The sequence below is a fragment of the Natrinema sp. 1APR25-10V2 genome, from assembly GCF_031626495.1.
Lineage (GTDB): Archaea > Halobacteriota > Halobacteria > Halobacteriales > Natrialbaceae > Natrinema.
The window spans coordinates 342,073-358,477 of the sequence record NZ_JAMQOJ010000003.1; the positions used below are offsets into that span (position 1 = coordinate 342,073).

At 64.4% G+C, this 16,405-nt stretch carries 20 protein-coding genes and 2 pseudogenes; 15 read left to right on the forward strand and 7 right to left on the reverse strand.

Annotation, left to right across the window (positions count from 1 at the left end):
• Positions 1–20: 20 nt before the first annotated feature.
• From NDO75_RS11125 to NDO75_RS11145, 6 genes and pseudogenes are all read left to right on the forward strand, one after another.
• The gene (locus NDO75_RS11125) at positions 21–743 is read left to right on the forward strand and encodes a prenyltransferase (protein ID WP_310906782.1); all 723 of its coding nucleotides are present in this window, start codon (positions 21–23) and stop codon (positions 741–743) included.
• Positions 744–848: 105 nt separating this feature from the next.
• Positions 849–1,637: a DUF547 domain-containing protein gene (locus NDO75_RS11130; RefSeq protein WP_310906312.1), complete on the forward strand. Its 789-nt coding sequence runs from the start codon at positions 849–851 to the stop codon at positions 1,635–1,637.
• 58 nt (positions 1,638–1,695) lie between these two features.
• Positions 1,696–1,830 (forward strand): hypothetical protein, encoded by a 135-nt coding sequence (locus NDO75_RS11135; protein WP_310906313.1) that lies wholly within the window; start codon positions 1,696–1,698, stop codon positions 1,828–1,830.
• A 282-nt stretch (positions 1,831–2,112) separates the two neighbouring features.
• Positions 2,113–2,616 (forward strand): hypothetical protein, encoded by a 504-nt coding sequence (locus NDO75_RS11140; protein ID WP_310906314.1) that lies wholly within the window; start codon positions 2,113–2,115, stop codon positions 2,614–2,616.
• A 152-nt stretch (positions 2,617–2,768) separates the two neighbouring features.
• Positions 2,769–2,981 (forward strand): annotated as a pseudogene (locus NDO75_RS27750) (dihydrolipoamide dehydrogenase); the annotation flags it as partial.
• A 111-nt stretch (positions 2,982–3,092) separates the two neighbouring features.
• Entirely contained in the window at positions 3,093–3,662 is a 570-nt protein-coding gene (locus NDO75_RS11145) for a hypothetical protein (protein ID WP_310906316.1), read from the forward strand.
• A 48-nt stretch (positions 3,663–3,710) separates the two neighbouring features.
• Here the strand turns inward: NDO75_RS11145 and NDO75_RS27755 are convergent.
• Positions 3,711–4,169, reverse strand: a pseudogene (locus NDO75_RS27755) (carboxymuconolactone decarboxylase family protein); the annotation flags it as partial.
• A 366-nt stretch (positions 4,170–4,535) separates the two neighbouring features.
• On the opposite strand from NDO75_RS27755, the gene NDO75_RS11155 reads away from it, so the two are divergent.
• The 4 genes from NDO75_RS11155 (at position 4,536) to NDO75_RS11170 (ending at position 6,552) form a co-directional block, all read left to right on the forward strand.
• A complete protein-coding gene (locus tag NDO75_RS11155; protein WP_310906318.1) occupies positions 4,536–4,799 on the forward strand; it encodes a helix-turn-helix domain-containing protein in 264 nt (87 codons plus the stop codon).
• A 98-nt stretch (positions 4,800–4,897) separates the two neighbouring features.
• Positions 4,898–5,074, forward strand: coding sequence for a hypothetical protein (locus NDO75_RS11160; protein ID WP_310906319.1), 177 nt, complete (start codon positions 4,898–4,900; stop codon positions 5,072–5,074).
• Between the two features lie 115 nt (positions 5,075–5,189).
• On the forward strand, positions 5,190–5,564 hold the full coding sequence (locus NDO75_RS11165; RefSeq protein ID WP_310906320.1) for a helix-turn-helix domain-containing protein: 375 nt from the start codon (positions 5,190–5,192) through the stop codon (positions 5,562–5,564).
• A gap of 46 nt (positions 5,565–5,610) precedes the next feature.
• A complete protein-coding gene (locus NDO75_RS11170) occupies positions 5,611–6,552 on the forward strand; it encodes a DUF3179 domain-containing protein (protein ID WP_310906322.1) in 942 nt (313 codons plus the stop codon).
• Positions 6,553–6,665: 113 nt separating this feature from the next.
• Here NDO75_RS11170 and NDO75_RS11175 read toward each other — a convergent pair whose 3' ends face one another.
• The 4 genes from NDO75_RS11175 to NDO75_RS11190 form a co-directional block, all read right to left on the reverse strand.
• Entirely contained in the window at positions 6,666–8,309 is a 1,644-nt protein-coding gene (locus tag NDO75_RS11175; RefSeq protein ID WP_310906323.1) for a hypothetical protein, read from the reverse strand.
• A 268-nt stretch (positions 8,310–8,577) separates the two neighbouring features.
• Positions 8,578–9,414, reverse strand: a complete 837-nt coding sequence (locus NDO75_RS11180; protein WP_310906324.1) for an alpha/beta hydrolase — start codon at positions 9,412–9,414, stop codon at positions 8,578–8,580.
• A gap of 213 nt (positions 9,415–9,627) precedes the next feature.
• A complete protein-coding gene (locus tag NDO75_RS11185) occupies positions 9,628–10,680 on the reverse strand; it encodes an FAD-dependent oxidoreductase (RefSeq protein WP_310906325.1) in 1,053 nt (350 codons plus the stop codon).
• Positions 10,681–10,749: 69 nt separating this feature from the next.
• Positions 10,750–10,983 (reverse strand): hypothetical protein, encoded by a 234-nt coding sequence (locus tag NDO75_RS11190; protein ID WP_310906326.1) that lies wholly within the window; start codon positions 10,981–10,983, stop codon positions 10,750–10,752.
• A 203-nt stretch (positions 10,984–11,186) separates the two neighbouring features.
• Between NDO75_RS11190 and NDO75_RS11195 the strand changes: the two genes are divergently transcribed.
• From NDO75_RS11195 to NDO75_RS11215, 5 genes are all read left to right on the forward strand, one after another.
• Positions 11,187–11,726 carry a hypothetical protein gene (locus NDO75_RS11195; RefSeq protein WP_310906327.1) on the forward strand — a complete coding sequence of 180 codons (540 nt, stop codon included), beginning with the start codon at positions 11,187–11,189 and terminating at the stop codon, positions 11,724–11,726.
• 107 nt (positions 11,727–11,833) lie between these two features.
• Positions 11,834–11,974 carry a hypothetical protein gene (locus NDO75_RS11200; protein ID WP_310906328.1) on the forward strand — a complete coding sequence of 47 codons (141 nt, stop codon included), beginning with the start codon at positions 11,834–11,836 and terminating at the stop codon, positions 11,972–11,974.
• Positions 11,975–11,976: 2 nt separating this feature from the next.
• On the forward strand, positions 11,977–13,479 hold the full coding sequence (locus NDO75_RS11205) for a glycosyl hydrolase family 28-related protein (RefSeq protein WP_310906329.1): 1,503 nt from the start codon (positions 11,977–11,979) through the stop codon (positions 13,477–13,479).
• Positions 13,480–13,585: 106 nt separating this feature from the next.
• A complete protein-coding gene (locus tag NDO75_RS11210) occupies positions 13,586–14,197 on the forward strand; it encodes a uracil-DNA glycosylase (RefSeq protein WP_310906331.1) in 612 nt (203 codons plus the stop codon).
• Between the two features lie 78 nt (positions 14,198–14,275).
• Positions 14,276–14,572, forward strand: a complete 297-nt coding sequence (locus tag NDO75_RS11215; RefSeq protein WP_310906332.1) for a hypothetical protein — start codon at positions 14,276–14,278, stop codon at positions 14,570–14,572.
• Between the two features lie 171 nt (positions 14,573–14,743).
• Here the strand turns inward: NDO75_RS11215 and NDO75_RS11220 are convergent, their stop codons facing one another.
• Together NDO75_RS11220 and NDO75_RS11225 are read right to left on the reverse strand one after the other, a co-directional pair.
• Positions 14,744–15,457, reverse strand: a complete 714-nt coding sequence (locus NDO75_RS11220; protein ID WP_310906333.1) for an NADH-cytochrome b5 reductase — start codon at positions 15,455–15,457, stop codon at positions 14,744–14,746.
• Between the two features lie 531 nt (positions 15,458–15,988).
• The gene (locus NDO75_RS11225) at positions 15,989–16,255 is read right to left on the reverse strand and encodes a cytochrome C oxidase subunit IV family protein (RefSeq protein WP_310906334.1); all 267 of its coding nucleotides are present in this window, start codon (positions 16,253–16,255) and stop codon (positions 15,989–15,991) included.
• Positions 16,256–16,405: the final 150 nt, after the last annotated feature.

A 16,405-nucleotide genomic window follows, 5' to 3' on the forward strand; every position in this document is an offset into this window, starting at 1 on the left:
TGCTTTCCGTTTCGATCGCGATCCACTACGCCAACGAGTATGCCGACGTCGAGACGGATGCGCTGACGGATCGGACGCCGTTTTCTGGCGGTAGCGGAGCGCTCGTCCGATCGGGACTACCGCGAACGTTCCTTCGTTCGTCGACGATCGCGTCGGTCGCGATCGCGTTGACCATCGTGGGTGGGGCGACCGATACCCTGGGACTGCCGCTCGACGCGGTCGCGCTCCTCGCGACGATTTTCGGTCTCGGACTGGCGTACTCGCTGTGGCCGATCGCGTTCGTCCGACGCGGTCTCGGTGAGCCCGTGAACGCGTTGCTCGGCGGGCTGTTGCTGCCGCTGTACGGCGTCGCCGTAGTCGCCTCTCCGGGGTTCGCTGCCGCACTCGCGGTCGTCCCGTTCTCGCTGCTGGTCGGCTGCAACCTCTTCGCGACGCACTGGCCGGACAGAGCGGCGGACGCGACGGTCGGAAAGCGGACGCTCGCGGTTCGGTGGTCTCCCGCGCGGATCAGGCGTGGCTTCACCGTCCTCGCCGTCACTGCCGCGACTGCGACGGCCGTCACGTGGGGAATCGGCGTGTTCCCGGACGCCGTCGCGGTCGCTCATCTCGCACCGCTCCCGTTTCTCCTCTGGGGGAGAGCCGTCCTGACGCGGCAGCGATCGCCGTTTCCGGCGGTCCTCGAGATGGTCACTCTCGCAGCGACGAAAATGCTCGCCTGGTGGTGGGTCGGGGTGGTCGGGTGACTACGCCCTGAATTCTCTCCTCGGCTTCGTGTGGCGCGCGGCTGCTTTTGCAGGCTCCGTACCACACCGCGCAACGGTTTTGTGGCCCGATGGCCGTGTCATCGTATGGCAGACTCCTCCGGAGAGGATCAAAGCGAGGCGCCCGAGGGCGATACCTCTTCTCCAGTGACGGCTCCCGAGCCCGAGGGCACACAGCTTACGGACCTCTCCGCAGCCTCCGCCGCGCGCGGCCTGTTCGAGAGCGTCAGGCGTGAGGAGTCGCCCGATCCGTTCTCAAGCCGGATCGCCGAGGCCGGTGACGACGACCTCGTTCCCGTCCGGACCGACCGGCGTCAGGGGCTCGCGTTCTGGCTCAACGTCTACAACGCCGGCGCGCAGCTCCTGCTCGAGCGCCGTCCGACCCTCTTCGAGTCGCGGCTGCGGTTCTTCCGGACGCCCGCGGTGACCGTCGCGGGCGTCGATCTCAGCCTCGACGACATCGAACACGGAGTGCTCCGCGGCGGTCGATCGAAGTACGGGCTCGGGTATCTCCCGCGGGTCGAGCGAACGGGACTCGACCGCGCGTACCGGATCGAGGTGGATCCACGGATTCACTTCGCGCTCAACTGCGGAGCCGCGAGCTGTCCGGCCGTCCTCGCGTACGACCCCGACACCGTCGACGAGACCCTCGACGACGCGACGCGGTCGTATCTCGACGAGACGGTCCAGTACGACGCCGAGCGAAATCGAGTGCGGGTACCGCGATTCTGCCTGTGGTTCGTCGGCGATTTCGGCGGTCGATCGGGAATACGTGAATTGCTGCGGGAATTCGAGCAGATCCCGCCGGAGTCGTCGCCGTCGCTTCGCTTCTCGGCATACGACTGGACGAAAGAACCCAGACGGTTCGAGGGGTAGCGCGCCGAAACGAGCGCTACGCTCGCTCGACGTCGGGGACGTCGGTGGTCATCGGGACATGGCCGGCGGTTCGCTCCGGCTCGGGAGCTTCGGCGATACCGTATTCGACGATGATCACCTCCTCGAGTTGCTGTTCGATGACATCGCTCGACGATTTTTCAAAGCGTTACATCTCGACGAGCGCGTCGGATAACGCATCAGGTGGCTCCCGATCGGTTTCTCGTCGATGCGTCGGCGCCCGTTCTGACACAGCGATGGTCGACCGAACCGCGTCTGGGTCTGTGTCGAGTGCTGACGGTGCGATTGACGACTCCCGGAGCGTGACGTTCCGGCGGTCCCCGCCGGAAGTCCGCGCTTCTACCGACCCCCGTTCGTATCAGCTAATCGATCGTTCGTCGAGGGCGCACGATCGAGTACGGGTTTTTATTGGTCAGGACCCGTGTTTCCGTAGATGCCACTCTGACGGAGCAACACCATGAAGAGAAATATATCCGACACGAGCGACGGCGTATCGAGACGATCAGTTCTGACTATCGGGGCCGTGGCCGGCGTCGGAACGGTCGCAGGCTGCCTCGGTGGGACGGACGAGGGTGAAGGGGACGCGGAGCAAGAGGCTAGCAACGGCGATCACCCGGGCGACGTCGGAAGCGACGTCAGTGAAGAAACGAGAGCGCTCGCGGCGGAGATGGTCGAATCGATCGACGACGACCTCTCGGTGCGGGAATGGCAGTTACACAGCATGTTCGTCCCGGAGTACACCGACAGCCGCGGCGTGGAAGGTGACGTCCGGATTCTCGGAGACGCTTACGCCGACATCGTCGATCGGGGGTTCGACTACCGAGCGATGCCGACTGCCCTCGACGAAAATATGTATACCGACTTCATGGTCTTTCTCGAGCCCGAGTGGGCTACCGCGTATCTCAACGGTGACTGGTCGAAAGAGGTGTACTACGCGGAGATCGAAGCCTCTCACCACTGATCCCCACGACTGTACCACATCCTTCGGCGGGAGTGTCAGGATCGTGCACGTGTCCGGCTATTTTCCCCCTCGCGTTATTGGCTCGGCGGTCGTGTTTCCCCGACGAATACCCCCGCCACTATTTACGCGCTTCCGGTGGTGGTACCGCTGGAATAGCCGATTTTGACGTCCTCGTCATCGGTGGTGGCACAGCTAACAATGTCGCTGCGGCGGCCGCGAACGCCGGACTCGAGACGGCGCTCGGCGGGACGTGTCTCAACCGAGGGTGAACCCCCTCGAAGATGGTGATCCAGGCCGCAAACGCGATCAACCACGTCCGAGACGCCGACGCGTTCCACGTCGACGCCACCCTCGAGGGGATCGACTAGGGAACCGTCGTCGACGAGATGGATGCTCTCCTTCCGGGATATCCCGACGTGATCCGAAGCGAGCGCCCGATCCGAGAGCGTTTGTATGCGGGATGTCGACGAAGTACTATGAGGGATTTTGCTCCCCGCAGACGACGCCTCCTCGGCGGGCTGGCGAGCGCGCTCGCGTCCGTGACGCTGGCCGGTTGTAGCGACGGGTCGGATTCGGCCGGCGAATCTTCCCCGAACGGTGACGAGGCGGGGGAGGCAGACGACCCCGATCCGGACGACGGTCCCGATTCGGAGCCAGAGGGAGAGACGGAAGCGGACCTCGATCTGCGCGAGGCGAACGTCGTCGACGTCGCGTTCGAGCGCCAAAACGGTGCGTACACGTTCGACGTCTCGTTGCACCACGACGACGCGGGCGAAGACGGCTACGCGAACTGGTGGCAGGTCGAGACGCTCGACGGGACGCAACTGGGTCGGCGCGACCTCCTCCACGCACACGACCAGCAGCCGTTCACCCGCTCGGAGACGATCGAGATTCCGGACGACGTTACCTGCGTCGTCGTTCGGGGGCACGACCAGACGCACGAGTACGGCGGTCGGCTGCTGGTCGTGAATCTCGAGTCGGGCGCGACACGCGCCGTCGATCAGGGCTCTGATCCCCGGCCCGTCGACGAGAGCGACTGTCCCTGATTCGGAGGGAGTACCCCTCATCTCGCGGGCGCCGAGACGGACGGCGATCTACGACGATTCGTCGTCGAAGAGCCGTGAAACCGTCCTGTCGTCAGGTACCCAGCCGACGAATTCCCCGCCTTCGAACGGCAGATCGACCGCGGCGATGTAGTTGCACAGGCCGACGTAGAAGTCGATGAGCAGACCGGCCGCGACGATCTCCGCCGGCGAATACTCCCGAGCGAGGGCGTCGTGAATCTGATCCGAAACCGTCCCGGATTCGACGGCTCGAGCGTACTGGAGCAGGACGAACTCGCTCTCGTCGAACGACGAGAAGTCGCCGCCGCCGATCGCCCGTATCTCGTCGACCGCGACGCCCTTCTCGCGAGCGATGTCGACGTGCTGGTGCCACTCGTAGCGGGCGCTACGCGCTCGTGCGACGGTGAGGATGACCAGCTCTTTCCGACGATCGCCGAGCTGGTCGTAGAGCGTGTTCAGATACTCCAGAGTGGCCTCGAGCACCTCGGGAACGAACAGTACGAACTCCCGTTTCCGCTCCTGGCCGACGAATCGAAGGCGACGAGCGACCGGTACGATCAACCGGTTCGATTTGGAGCCGTCGGTTCGTTCCACGACATGGTCGGACGGATGCCCGAGGCGATTCTCGTTGATACTTCCAGTGAGCAACCGTCGATCGAATACGTTCATCGCGGAAAACATCCCGCCGATCGTCCGACCGCCGACGACCTTCTCGAGCGTATCGACGAACTCGCGGCCGCACGGGTCGAACGGTAACCGTACCCATGTCTGAATTGAGCGGTAGTCCATGCGGTCGTGTGCGCGCAGTGCACCACCGGTATACGAGTATATAATTCCGAGACCAAGAGAGCGCGTGTGACCCGTCTTTCTGACCGGCTCTATGACCTCCCACCGAGCGCGAAACTCGTCTTGAAAGTCCTCGCGATCGACGGTACGATGACTCAAGGACAGCTCGCAACCGAAACTCGGCTAAGCAAGCGGACGGTTCGGGACGCGCTCGAACGCCTTCGCGATGTCGACGTCATCGACGAACGCGTCGACTTCCGCGACGCGAGGAGATCGCTCTACTCTGTCTCGGATTCGATCGCATCCGACCAATCGGTGGGTTTCGAGGACTGACTTACCCCGGTGTTACCTCGTAACCTAGTCGTTCGCGAGCCCTTATGAGTAACCAACTGTTAGTTAGTACTACAAGGTTACCTACCCGGAGGACCACCATGTCCGCAGACACCACACCATCGGATCGACAAACGACTGTCGGCGTCGACGCAGTTTCGCTCGAACGGTATTCCGCCGTTCAGACGGACGACTTACAATTGATCGTCTACGACGAACTGATCGACGACGCCTGGATTCAGTCGACCGACTGGATCGACGCGCTGGCAATGGCTTGACGCCCCTCCCGTCCCGAAAGACAGGTCACCATTCACTGGAGAGGAACGGATAGATACCTATAGTAACGTAGTTACTACACGTAACTGTATGGTGATCCGGAACGAGGACACAACCATGGTCGAGACGACAGAACAACTGGAAATATGGTGCGCGGGCGAAGACTGGTGTCCCGTCACGTCCACCGCGACGTTGATCGGCAAGAAGTGGCACACGGTGGTTCTCCATCGACTGCTGGCCAACGGCCCGCTCGGGTTCAACGCGCTGAAAACGGAGGTCGGTGGTATCTCGAGCAAGGTCCTCTCGGACACCCTGGACGACCTCGAGGAGAAACGGTTGATCGACAGGGAAATCGTCAGCGAGAAACCGGTGCGCGTCGAGTACTCGCTGACCGAGCACGGCCAGTCGCTCGAACCGGTCATCCAGGAGATTGCCAAGTGGGGTCAGGAACACCTCACGGCGGCGGCGGACGAAGAGAGTTCGATCGCATGAAGGAGCCCACCGTCTCCGCTCGAGGGCGGAGTAACGGATTACGAAAATGAACGTACGGAACGTCCTCCCGCGTGACGCCATTCCGAGTATCGACGAGCCCGAATTCGGTGACGAGTACGTCGGAGACTCTGACGACGAGGTGATCGTCGCCGACGGCGATCCCCCTCGAGCGTGCCCGATTCGCTTCCTCAGCTACCACGAAATCGTCAACGACACCGTTGACGATCGCCCCATCGCAGTCACCTGGTGCCCGATCTGCTGGAGCGCCGTCGTATACGATCGAACGGTCGACGGACGAACGGTAACGTTCGGCGTGTCCGGGAAACTCGCCGACGATGCACTCGTCATGTATGACCGCGAGACGGAATCGGAGTGGAAACAACCGACCGGGACGGCTATCGCCGGCGAACTGGAAGGAGCGCAGCTCGAGGCGCTCCCGTCGCCCGTAGTCTCATGGGAACGGTTCGTCACCGATCATCCGGATGGGATCGTCCTCCAACCCGTCCGCGGGACCGAGACGGAGAGCGACCGCTCCCCGCTCGAGATCTACAGCTTGGAACCGTACGAGCAGTACGTCGAACGGGGAGACTTCGGACTCTACGGGATGCGCGGCGAAGGAACGCGCCGATCTTGGGATCGTGATGATTTCGACGCGAAGACGCTCGTCCTCGGAATTGAACACGGTGGCGAGGCCATCGGTTATCCAGAATCACAACTCGAAGCCGCAGGAGGTGTCGTCACCGATACCATCGGCGGGCGAGACATCGTTGTTTTCGCGACGGACGACGGGATTCACGCGTTCGAAAATCCCGGCTTCGAATTCGAACATCGAGACGGGGCGTTGTCTGCTGCCGGAACGACCTGGAACGGCATCACTGGCGAAAGCGCCGATGGTCGTCAACTCGAACGCGTGCCCGGTCGACGGCTGTTCGCGTTCGTGTGGGAGGACGATCACGGACCTGCTTCGTTCTATCGGACGACGGAGTAGCGATAAGTACTCTACGCGAACCGGTTCTCGGTGGTGATCTCGCGAACAGGTCCTCGAGAGCGGCCTTCTCACGCTTGGAAGGTCGCGGCGTCCTCGTGAAATCGGTCGTCGACTTACTCGCTGGGGGGCGAGTCGGAGTGTCCCGGGCGACCGCGGCCCTGGTAGAAGTCACCAGCCCACTGCCCGATCCAGATATCCTGATTGGCGAGGTAGAGTGACCACTCTGTCTTGAACCGGTCGTCGGTCACGGACCACTCGTCGGCGTTGGAGTCGTACTCGACCACGGCGTTGGAGACCGCCGCCTGGCCGTATTCGCCGCCAGCTTCGGGTGGCAGCGGAAGCGTATGCTCGGCGCTGTCGTCACGAGACTGCGGCCGCTCGGCGCGCTGAAGTCGCCCGCGGTTGAACGTCTGGTTGAAGAATCTGGCGAACAACTCCTTCGCGCCCTCCATCTCGAGAACGGCGTCTCCCGCGTTGAGCCCCCCGACGATGTCGCCGGCGTCTCGAGCCGTGATCGTGTAGGTCGTCGCGTTCGACCCAGATTTGAACGTTCCCGCGTCGGCGTCCCACAGTTCGTCGGTCATGTATCCGAGCACGTTCTCGGCGGTGTCCGTGTGGTCGACACCGTCGAGTTCCGACGCCCACAGCAGTCCTTGACCGACCAGCCCCTGGGTTGCGGCTTGATTCGCCGGTCCGTTTTCGACCTTCCCGTTGTCGTCGAGGGCGTCTTCGACCGCCCCAGCGAGGCCGTTCGCGTACTCGACGGCGTTCGCCTGCATTTGATCGTTTCCGGCCTGAGTGCCGTACCATCCGACCGCCCCGAGCGTCTGGCCGAGTTGCCGCGTCGACCGGGACGCGATGTCGGCCGGCGCGAACTGGGACCGGGTCGTCCGGAACATTCCGCCGGCTAACTCCTGAATCTTATCCGCGGGGATGAGCGGCTCTGGATTCTCGTATCCGAACCAGCCGCCCTGGGAGAGGCTGACCATCTCCGACAGGAACCAGAGCATCGCCGAGTGATGGTGGACTCGCGGCGTCGAGTCGGTAACCTCCGGACCGCCCGGTCGGAACCCCGAGATCAGTTGCAACGAATCGTCGCCGGCCGTGAGGGCACCGTTGCCCTCCGGTCCGCCGGCGATGAGCGTGGCCTTGATGCCGATCTGGGCGAGCGTCGAAAGCACTTCCGAGCGAAACTCCGCTGCGATGTCGTCCGGCAAGACGTCGAAATGGGCCTCGAAGTTTTTCGCCCACGTGACTCCCTTGAGGTGTGTCCACGCCAGCGACGAGGGACTCACCACGCCGGAGGACTTCGATTTATCCCACTCGAGGGTGCTCGCGTCCGGCCGCCCGCTATCGTCTTCGAGCACCGGCGGCTGGGTGAACGACGGATCTCCTTCGGTGAACGCGGCCATGTTCAGATTCGCGTTCTTGACGGGCGGCTGCTCCTGGCCTGCTGCCTCGAGCATCGCCGGAAACCGCTGGTCGAACTGAGCCTGCTGCTCGTCGTTGTGCGGGAACAACACGCCGTTCCCGCTCATCGCGATGTTGGTGCTCATGTTGTACAGGGAGTACCAGTAGGAGTCCCAGGTCGCGTCCTCCCAGCCGTACGACTCGCCGTCGTTCCCGCCGTCCATCTCCTGATCGGTCGTGTCGTCCTCGTTCGGCTCCTGTTCGGTATTCGTATCGGAACAGCCCGCGAGAGCTGCAACCGTCGCGAGACCACCGAGACGAAGAACGCGTCGTCTATTTATGTTCATCACGGTCAGAAAATTGTTCGAGAACTCAAAGGACATTCTCCGGTACTGTATCCAGAAACAACACGCCCCAAAGATTTATTGCCCTGGTTCTCCCCCGAAAGGGATCGGCGATGCAGAATAATCATTTCACTTCGGTCTGGGAGCGCCGCACGACGACAGACCAGGCGTCGAAACCGATGCCCCGAGATAGTGGCCGAAGTCAGGCGATCAAAATATGGAGTCGCAGTCGTCCGCTCGTGAACCGAAACCGCGTATAGTGGTGACTGGCTCAATCACCTTCGAGGAACTCGTCCAGTCGATCGCGGTAGGCGTCCGGTCGATCGGCCATGACCCAGTGGTTCGCGTCGTCGAGTCCGACGAGTTCTGCGTCCGAAATGTCGTCCTCGAGCCGCTCGGCGTTGGAGATCGCCTGGAACTCATCGTCGGCGCCCCATAGCAGGAGCGTCCGGGCCGTAATCTCGCTCGGGTCGATTTCGGTCGTGTGGCTCGTGTTCGTCCCGATGGCGTTTCGCGACAGCGAAATCATCGCTTCCTCCGAGTCCCAAGGCGCGAGCATCCCCTCGACGAACGCCTCGTCGGGGTCGCCGGTCAGGGTGTCCCGAAAGAGCCCCTCGAACATCTCCTGGAGTTCGTCGACGCTCATCTCGTTGATCGTCGACGGTAGTCCGAGGTCGACGATCGTCTCGATCGGCCACGAGTCGTAGCTGACCGCGTTCGAGAGCACGAGCGCCTCGACCGTGTCGGGGTTGTGTGCGGCGTAGCGAAGCCCCACGCCGCCGCCGAGGTCGTGGCCGACGAACGAGAGCGTCTCGAGGCCCAGTTCGTCGACCAGCCCGTCGATCATCACCTCCTGCGCCCGGATCGAGCGGTCGAAGCCGTCGTGCATCGCCGAGTTGCCGTAGCCGACCATATCCGGCGCGATCACCCGGTGCCCGTCGGAAAGCGGCGGCGCGACCTCGTTCCAGAGGAACGATGACGTCGGGATGCCGTGACAGAACACGACCGGATCGCCGTCGCCGTCGTCGTAGTAGGCGACCTCGAGGTCGTGTCCGTCGACGGTGACGGTCGCCGTCTGCTGGTTCTCGGACCATGTGTCGTAATCCATGCCGCGTCGCGCTCCCACGCCGACAGCAATAGTGCTTTCACCGGTCGGCGTTCGAACGAGTTGCCGGCTCGCGGATTCTCACTGCCCGGTCGGGTCGATCCCTCGCAGTCGTCACGACCGCGACGGTCCCATGCCGACCTCGGCAAAGCGGTCGATGGTACGGACTGCGCTCAGTCCAGCGGTCCCGCTGTATGCTCTGGCGTCTTTCTCCCCTTAGTAGAGGGCCCTCCAGTAAAACGGATAGCTCTTCGCGGCGACGGCTCGAACGAGGGCCGGTCCCCGACCTTTGTGAACGACGCCGTTTATCACGGCCAGTGCGGTGTCTCGCCCGAGATAGACGATTCTCGGATGCCACCGGACATCGTGCTCTATCCGTCGTCGTCCTCGGATATCACGAACGATGTTCTTTGCAGCGGTTTTGGCCTCTAACCCCGCCGAGTAGCCGTCTTTCACTTTTCCCGGATAATCGACCACGTCGCCGGCGGCGTACACGTCGTCGGTCCCCTCACAGCGTAGATGTGAGTCGACGTGCACGCCTCGATCGGTCAGCGGAAGGTCGAAACGGTGGATCACTGGATTCGGTCGTACGCCCCCCGCCCAGACCGTCAGGTCGCTTCGCTTGGCCCGTCCGCCAGCGAGTACGACGCGGGTATCAGTGACTTCGTCCACGCGAGTGTCCGACCGCGTGTCGACATCACGCCGTCGGAGCTCCCGTTCGGCGAGTCGACTCGCCCGCGGCGGAAAGTCGGGGAGTAAACGGTGACTCGACGTAACGAGCGTCGTATCGACGCTCTCAGTGATGGTCGCGAGTGTCGCAGCCGTCTCGACGCCGACCGGCCCTCCGCCGACGATGACGACGTCGTGAACGTCGGGAGAACGCACTTCGTCACGAATCTCACGTGCATCGGTCCGGATATCGGAGACGTGCCGCCGATCGTCGATCGTGTACTTCGTCACGCCGCCGACAGCGATCAGGAGCGTATCGAAACCCAGCGACCCGCTTCGAAGTTCGATTCGGCGTTCGGATACGTCTACGGCGTCGACGAGGCCCTGAAGGAAGGTCACGTCCGTATCGCGAAATACACGTCGGAGATCGAGGCACGCGTCGGCGAACGGTCTCCCTTCGAGCACGTGGTAGAGGAGAAAAGAGAATACGTGACGATCCCGCTCGGAGACGACGACCACGTCCGTCTCCTCCGCCCGCTCGAGGGACGCCGCCGCGATCAGTCCCGCATCGCCGCATCCGAGGACGACCGTCCGTTCCATCGTTTCCAGTAGCTCCGTCTCCCGACGAATCCACGGGCCCGCTCTAAACGGTTGGGGTCGTCGGGTCCCTCACCTATCGGCGAACGCCGACGACGACTCCGACCGGTGCTGGTCTTCGTCCGCCGAATGGCCGTACAGTTTCGTCAGCGGCGTGGCCGTAAGGCCGTGGACGAGGATCGAACTCGCGACGACGAGGCTGGTCATGCCCCAGACGAGTTCGTGACCCAGAACGCGGTGGGTGACCGTCGCGTAGAAGATGGCTGCGATGCCGATCGTCTCGAGTGCGATGTTCAGCGCGTCCATAGTCTCGATCGGTCGATATCGGTCCGAACGCGCCCTCGAGCCCGGCTCCTGTGCCGGTGTTTCCGTCGCTTACGGGAGGCTATTCGGCCTGCGTGTTCCGAGCCGTCCCAGCTGAGCAGCTATCGCCAGTCGGACTCCCCTCGAAGCCGCGTCTGCCATCGCCGGTACGGGACCTACCCGTCTGCGGGGCGTCGCGTCGACCGATGGTCAACGCGTTCTGGCTCGATCGCGACCTCGAGCGAGCCGCGGCGTGGCTGGTCGACCGCCACGTCACGAGCAGCGTCTTCGAGTGTTCGATGGTGCTGACGACCGCGGTCCAGCAGAACGGCTACCCGGAGTCCGCCGACCTGTACTTCACCCATCCCGACAATCCGCTGACCCGCTGGGCGGCGCGCTCGGCCGCCAACTGGCAGTACCTGCGCGAGTACACCGCGGCGGCCCACGAGGAGTGGCGCTACCGCTGGGACCACGACCCGACGGAGCGCCACGGCTGCTGGGCGACCGTTCGCTCGCTGGACGACGCGGCCGTCGTCGACCTCGAGTGGCCCGCCGAGGGCCGAACGGACCCGCCCCAGCTGACGGGTGAGTGGACGACCGACGACTACGTCGACGCGTATCGGTACTACTACGCCAACGACAAACGCCACCTGTTCGGCTGGGCGAAAGATCGGTCGATGCCGCCCTGGATCGACGAGTACACGGTCGACGAAGCGGCGAACACAGCGGTCGACGATGTGGGGTGAGCGTCGTTCCGCCGCAGCGTCGCACCGATCTGCGTCGGTCGAACCGCGAGTGGTCTCCGGGCGAATTCGGGCACGTGGTTTATACGCCCTCGGGAGAGTCGGTGGGTATGCGTAGTTCAGGACTACGGCGGCGTGACGTGTTAGTCGCGGTGTCGAGCGGCTCCATCGCGCTCGCAGGGTGTTCCGACGGGACGGTCGACCGATCGAGCTACGGAACCGCGTACGGGCGGAGCTACGGAGCCGAGTAAGCATGGCCGATCGGACGCCGCGTCTCGGACTGGGGACGTTCGACCCGGGCGACGAGTGGGACCACACCGACACGGTCGAGGCCGTCGACGAACGCGCGATCGTCCGCGGGCCGATCGCCGAGCGACCGGCAGCGGGCGAGTACGACGACGAACTCTATCACGCGACCGATCAGGGGATCACCTGGCGCTGGGACGCCGACGGCGAGGACTGGACCTATTTCAGCGGTCGGGGATGTGCCGATCGGCCGGTGCCGGGGACGAGTCACTTCGAGGCGGCACGGCTCACCCACGCGCGGACTGCGGAGACGCCGGTCTGGAACGTCGAGGCCCACGGGATCGAGGGCGACGGGACGACCGAGGTCGGCCGGGCCGTTCACGACCTCCTCGAGACGGTCGCCGAGGCCGGCGGCGGGATCGCGTACTTCCCGCCCGGACGATATCTCCTCGAGCGGACGCCGCTGGTTGGCGACGACACGATCTTGCTGGGCGCGGGGCGCTCGACCGTCCTCGAGGGGCCGCGGCCCGACGGCGACGAGGGCCGAGCGCTCGTCTCGAACAGGGGCTACGACGAGACCGAATACGACGGCGCGTCGAACTGGGGGATCCGCAACGTCCGGATCGACTCCCCGGAGTCGACCGGGATTATGCCCGCACACGCCGAAAACGTCCGGCTGGAGAACATCTACGGCGACCGGATCTATTACCATCACATCGACGTCGTGTCCTCGAAGAACGTCACCGTGGACGGTTTCTGGGCGACCCGCGGCGGCGAGGGCGACTCCGACGCGCCGGTGCAGTTCGACAGTCAGCGGTCGGGAACGAACTGGAACAGTATCTGGGACGGGCACGACGACGGGCTCGTCGCGGACGACGATACGCCGACCCGCAACTGCACTCTCACGGACTTCGAGATCGATCCGGTGAACGAGCCCGAGTACGGGGTCCACCTTCACCGCGGCGAAACCGAGTCGATCACGCTCAGCGACGGCTACATCACGGGCTGTCAGTATACGGCGATCAGGGGCGACCCCGACGAGAGCGTATCGGACCTGACGGTCGACGGCGTCTCGTGTCTCGAGAACGCGAGGGGGATCACCCTGGGCCACGTCGAGAGCGGACGCCGGGAGTTGACGGTCGACAACGTGACCATCAGGACCGACGACGGCGATCTGGCCGCCGGGTCGGGACTGTACGCGGCCGGTTTCGACGGCGCTGCGATCTCGAACGTCACCGTCAGCGGCGCGTTCACCAACGCGATCATCTTCGACGACATGACCGACCTGAAGCTGAGCACCGTGACGGCGACCGGGGCCGACGATCAAGCATTCCGGTTCCGAGAGAACGTCGACGCGACGCTCACGACGGCTCGAGCGGCGAACTGCGGCAGCGCGGGCGTCTACTCCGGACCCGACAGCAGCGTCGCCTACGGCGGCGTCACGTTCGACGACGTCGGCGAGGCCGTCGTCGTCGACGGCGAGACGCGGGCGTGGCGGACGTCGTCCTGACCGCTCTCAGTGGATGCCGGTCCCTGGGCCGAGACCGTCACCCGATCGATCGGTCCAGCATGAGCAACGAAAAGGTGTTTCCTCGAGGTGAGCGTACCGCCGCGGCATGAGCGACCGGCCCACGACCGACTGGGCGTTCGACGACGAGTTCGCGGACGCGCTCGAGACGGTACCGGACGACCAGTTCGACCGCGAGCGGTTCGTTCCCGGCGTCGGCCCGCTCTCCGCGGACGTAATGCTCGTCGGCGAGGCCCCGGGGAAACAGGAAGTGGACCAGGGCGAGCCGTTCGTCGGTCAAGCCGGAAACCAACTCGACCGGGCGCTCGAGGCGATCGGCTACGACCGGGGCAATCTCTACATCACCAACCTCGTCAAGGTGCGCCCACCGGAGAACCGCGATCCCTACGTCGACGAGATCGAGGCCTGGCGGCCGGTGCTCGAGGCGGAGATCGACCGCGTCGATCCGAGCGTGCTCGTCCCGCTCGGGAGCGTCGCGACGGACGAACTCCTCGAAACCGACGAGACGATCACCGACCTGCACGGGCAGGAGTTCGAGCGCGAGGTGCCACGCACCTCGGATTCCTCGAGCGGACGCAGTCCGCGAGAGCGCGAGGGACGGACCGTCGTGCCGGCGTTCCACCCGGCGGCGGCGCTGTACGACCGCAGCAAGGTCGACGCCGTCGAGGAAGACCTGCGGACGGCCCTCGAGTTAGCCTGACGGCTCGAGACTGCCGGAATCGAACCCGGTCCGTGCAGGCAGGAACGGCTTCCCGGAACCGGCGCTACGTTCGACGCGATGTGGCCACCCATCACCGACGACGATGTCGGCAAGCGTGTCGAGAGCGCTGACGGCGAGACGCTCGGGACCGTCGTCGACGTCGAGGCCGAGACCGCATACGTCGAGCCGGAGCCCGAACTGACCGACTCGATCAGGGCCGTCCTCGACTGGAACCGCGATGTCGGCGAAACCGTCCCGCTCGAGGACGACGCCGTCGGCGAGATCACCGCCGACGCGGTTCGGATCGACGCCGAGTTTTCGGCCGACAGCGTCGATTCTGACGCCGACCATCCGAGCAGCGCGGAGAATCGGTAGCCGCGGATCGGCGCGTCGGTCTCTCGGATGACGGCTGTGCGTGGGCGCGTCTCCCTCTCGCGCGGTGCGATCATCGAGCAGCGTCGCTGGCGTTCGGGCCGTCGCTCGAGCCCGTTCTCAGGGACGGAGCATAGCGTCGATCACGACGCCGCGACGGCGACGAACACCCGCTCAATCCTCCTCGTCGACCGCGTCCGATTCCCACCCCTCGCTGTGGATTCGCTCCTCGGGGGCGCCGAGTTCCCGGAGCCGATCGGTCGTCTCGACGACCATCCCCGGAACGCCGCAGACGTAGAAGTCCCTCGTTTCGAACTCGTCGAAGAGGTCCTCGAGATGCTCCTGGACGTAGCCGACGCGGCCGAGCCAGCTCCACTCCGGGTCCGACAGGGTGTAGGTCACCGCGACGGAGTCGTCCATCGCGGCCAGCTCGTCGAGCGTGCTCCGGTGGAAGATCGAGTCGGCCGTCCGCTCGCCGAAGACGAGGTGCGCGTCGCCGTTCCCGATTCGCGCGTACTGGCGGAGGATCGAGAGCAGCGGCGTCAGGCCAGTCCCGCTCGCGAGCAGGGCGATATCGCGGTCCGGGTTCTCGAGAGCGAGGTTTCCCTCGAACTCGCCGATCTCGACCTCGTCGCCGGGCGATCGCGTGTGCATGTACGAGGACGCGAGGCCGTCGTCGTACCGCTTGATCGCCAGCGCGAACTCGTCGGTGCCGGGGAGGGTCGTCGGACTGTACGGGCGGACGACCTCCGTGCCGCCGGCCTCGAACCGAACGGTGGTGTGCTGACCGGGGTCGAACGCGAACTCCTCGCCGGGAACACGGAGACGGAACCCCGTGACTCGCGGGGTGAGTCGATACGTGTCGATGGTCGTGGCTGTCCGCGTCATCGAATCCGACGTACGCGGATCGGACGGAAAACGGTCAGTGCCGTGTTCGACGACTGTCACGGCCGCGGGAACGTCGGGGCGGCGGACGACTGGGCGACCCGCGGTCGGCGATCAGTCGGCCGTCGACCGAAACGCTCTCGATGTCCCGACCGACGACCCGAGACGAAAACGGTGCTCGAGTCGACGATGTTCCGGGACTCGCACGGCGTTTCGTCACGCGGCCGGTTACGGTCCCTTTCGGAGCGGTGTCGGCGTTCGAATCGCGGTAGATGGGCGATAACAATGTCGTCAGTCCGTGACCGTCAGCCCAGTGATCAGAAAGACTCCCTCCAGTCGAAACCGGCCGGTTCGTCCGCCACCGTTCACTCGAGTCGCGAGCGTAACGTCGGCGCCGCGACGACGTCGCGGCCGCCCGAACGGTCCCAATCGTCGGGCACGCGAAGGCGAGTATCGGTTTCGAGTGCTCTCACTCGAGCGCGACAGATCCGAATAAACGGCCAAACGACCGCAGACGGAGAGAAAAGCGGCGAGTTACTGGATCGAGTAGCCCGCGGCGAGGGTCAGCAGGAAGACCATGAACACCGCGGTGAGCATCAGGTAGGTGATCGAGCGGGGCTCGTCTTTGAGGTGCTGGAAGTAGCCGGCGATCAGTGACGTCTTGGTGATCGCCAGAACCATCGTTCCGGCGATGGCCATACCGTAGGTGAAGATCCCGTCGAAGTGGAAGAAGACGAACTTCCCCGTCGCTAACAGTATCAGTGCCACGTAAATCAGGCCGTACGTGCGAAGGCTCGCCATTGGTGGAGAATGTGGGTGACGGATACTTATACCTTACCTCATCCCGCTCGCACAGATGGCCAGACGACGTCCGTGTTCTCCCGAGTAGCGAGGCAACGCGGCGACGAGGCGCCGAACCGTGGGAGCGAAGCGACACGTAGATGGGTCGCC

Coding starts and splice junctions, on each gene's coding strand:
- NDO75_RS11180 (WP_310906324.1), bottom strand. CDS start 9,414: ATGGATTACGACACATGGTCCGAGAACCAGCAGACGGCGACCGTCACC.
- NDO75_RS11225 (WP_310906334.1), bottom strand. CDS start 16,255: ATGGCGAGCCTTCGCACGTACGGCCTGATTTACGTGGCACTGATACTG.
- NDO75_RS11185 (WP_310906325.1), bottom strand. CDS start 10,680: ATGGAACGGACGGTCGTCCTCGGATGCGGCGATGCGGGACTGATCGCG.
- NDO75_RS11200 (WP_310906328.1), top strand. CDS start 11,834: ATGCGTAGTTCAGGACTACGGCGGCGTGACGTGTTAGTCGCGGTGTCG.
- NDO75_RS11215 (WP_310906332.1), top strand. CDS start 14,276: ATGTGGCCACCCATCACCGACGACGATGTCGGCAAGCGTGTCGAGAGC.
- NDO75_RS11140 (WP_310906314.1), top strand. CDS start 2,113: ATGAAGAGAAATATATCCGACACGAGCGACGGCGTATCGAGACGATCA.
- NDO75_RS11205 (WP_310906329.1), top strand. CDS start 11,977: ATGGCCGATCGGACGCCGCGTCTCGGACTGGGGACGTTCGACCCGGGC.
- NDO75_RS11190 (WP_310906326.1), bottom strand. CDS start 10,983: ATGGACGCGCTGAACATCGCACTCGAGACGATCGGCATCGCAGCCATC.
- NDO75_RS11135 (WP_310906313.1), top strand. CDS start 1,696: ATGGCCGGCGGTTCGCTCCGGCTCGGGAGCTTCGGCGATACCGTATTC.
- NDO75_RS11160 (WP_310906319.1), top strand. CDS start 4,898: ATGTCCGCAGACACCACACCATCGGATCGACAAACGACTGTCGGCGTC.
- NDO75_RS11220 (WP_310906333.1), bottom strand. CDS start 15,457: ATGACGCGGACAGCCACGACCATCGACACGTATCGACTCACCCCGCGA.
- NDO75_RS11175 (WP_310906323.1), bottom strand. CDS start 8,309: ATGAACATAAATAGACGACGCGTTCTTCGTCTCGGTGGTCTCGCGACG.
- NDO75_RS11130 (WP_310906312.1), top strand. CDS start 849: ATGGCAGACTCCTCCGGAGAGGATCAAAGCGAGGCGCCCGAGGGCGAT.
- NDO75_RS11165 (WP_310906320.1), top strand. CDS start 5,190: ATGGTCGAGACGACAGAACAACTGGAAATATGGTGCGCGGGCGAAGAC.
- NDO75_RS11145 (WP_310906316.1), top strand. CDS start 3,093: ATGAGGGATTTTGCTCCCCGCAGACGACGCCTCCTCGGCGGGCTGGCG.
- NDO75_RS11195 (WP_310906327.1), top strand. CDS start 11,187: ATGGTCAACGCGTTCTGGCTCGATCGCGACCTCGAGCGAGCCGCGGCG.
- NDO75_RS11210 (WP_310906331.1), top strand. CDS start 13,586: ATGAGCGACCGGCCCACGACCGACTGGGCGTTCGACGACGAGTTCGCG.
- NDO75_RS11170 (WP_310906322.1), top strand. CDS start 5,611: ATGAACGTACGGAACGTCCTCCCGCGTGACGCCATTCCGAGTATCGAC.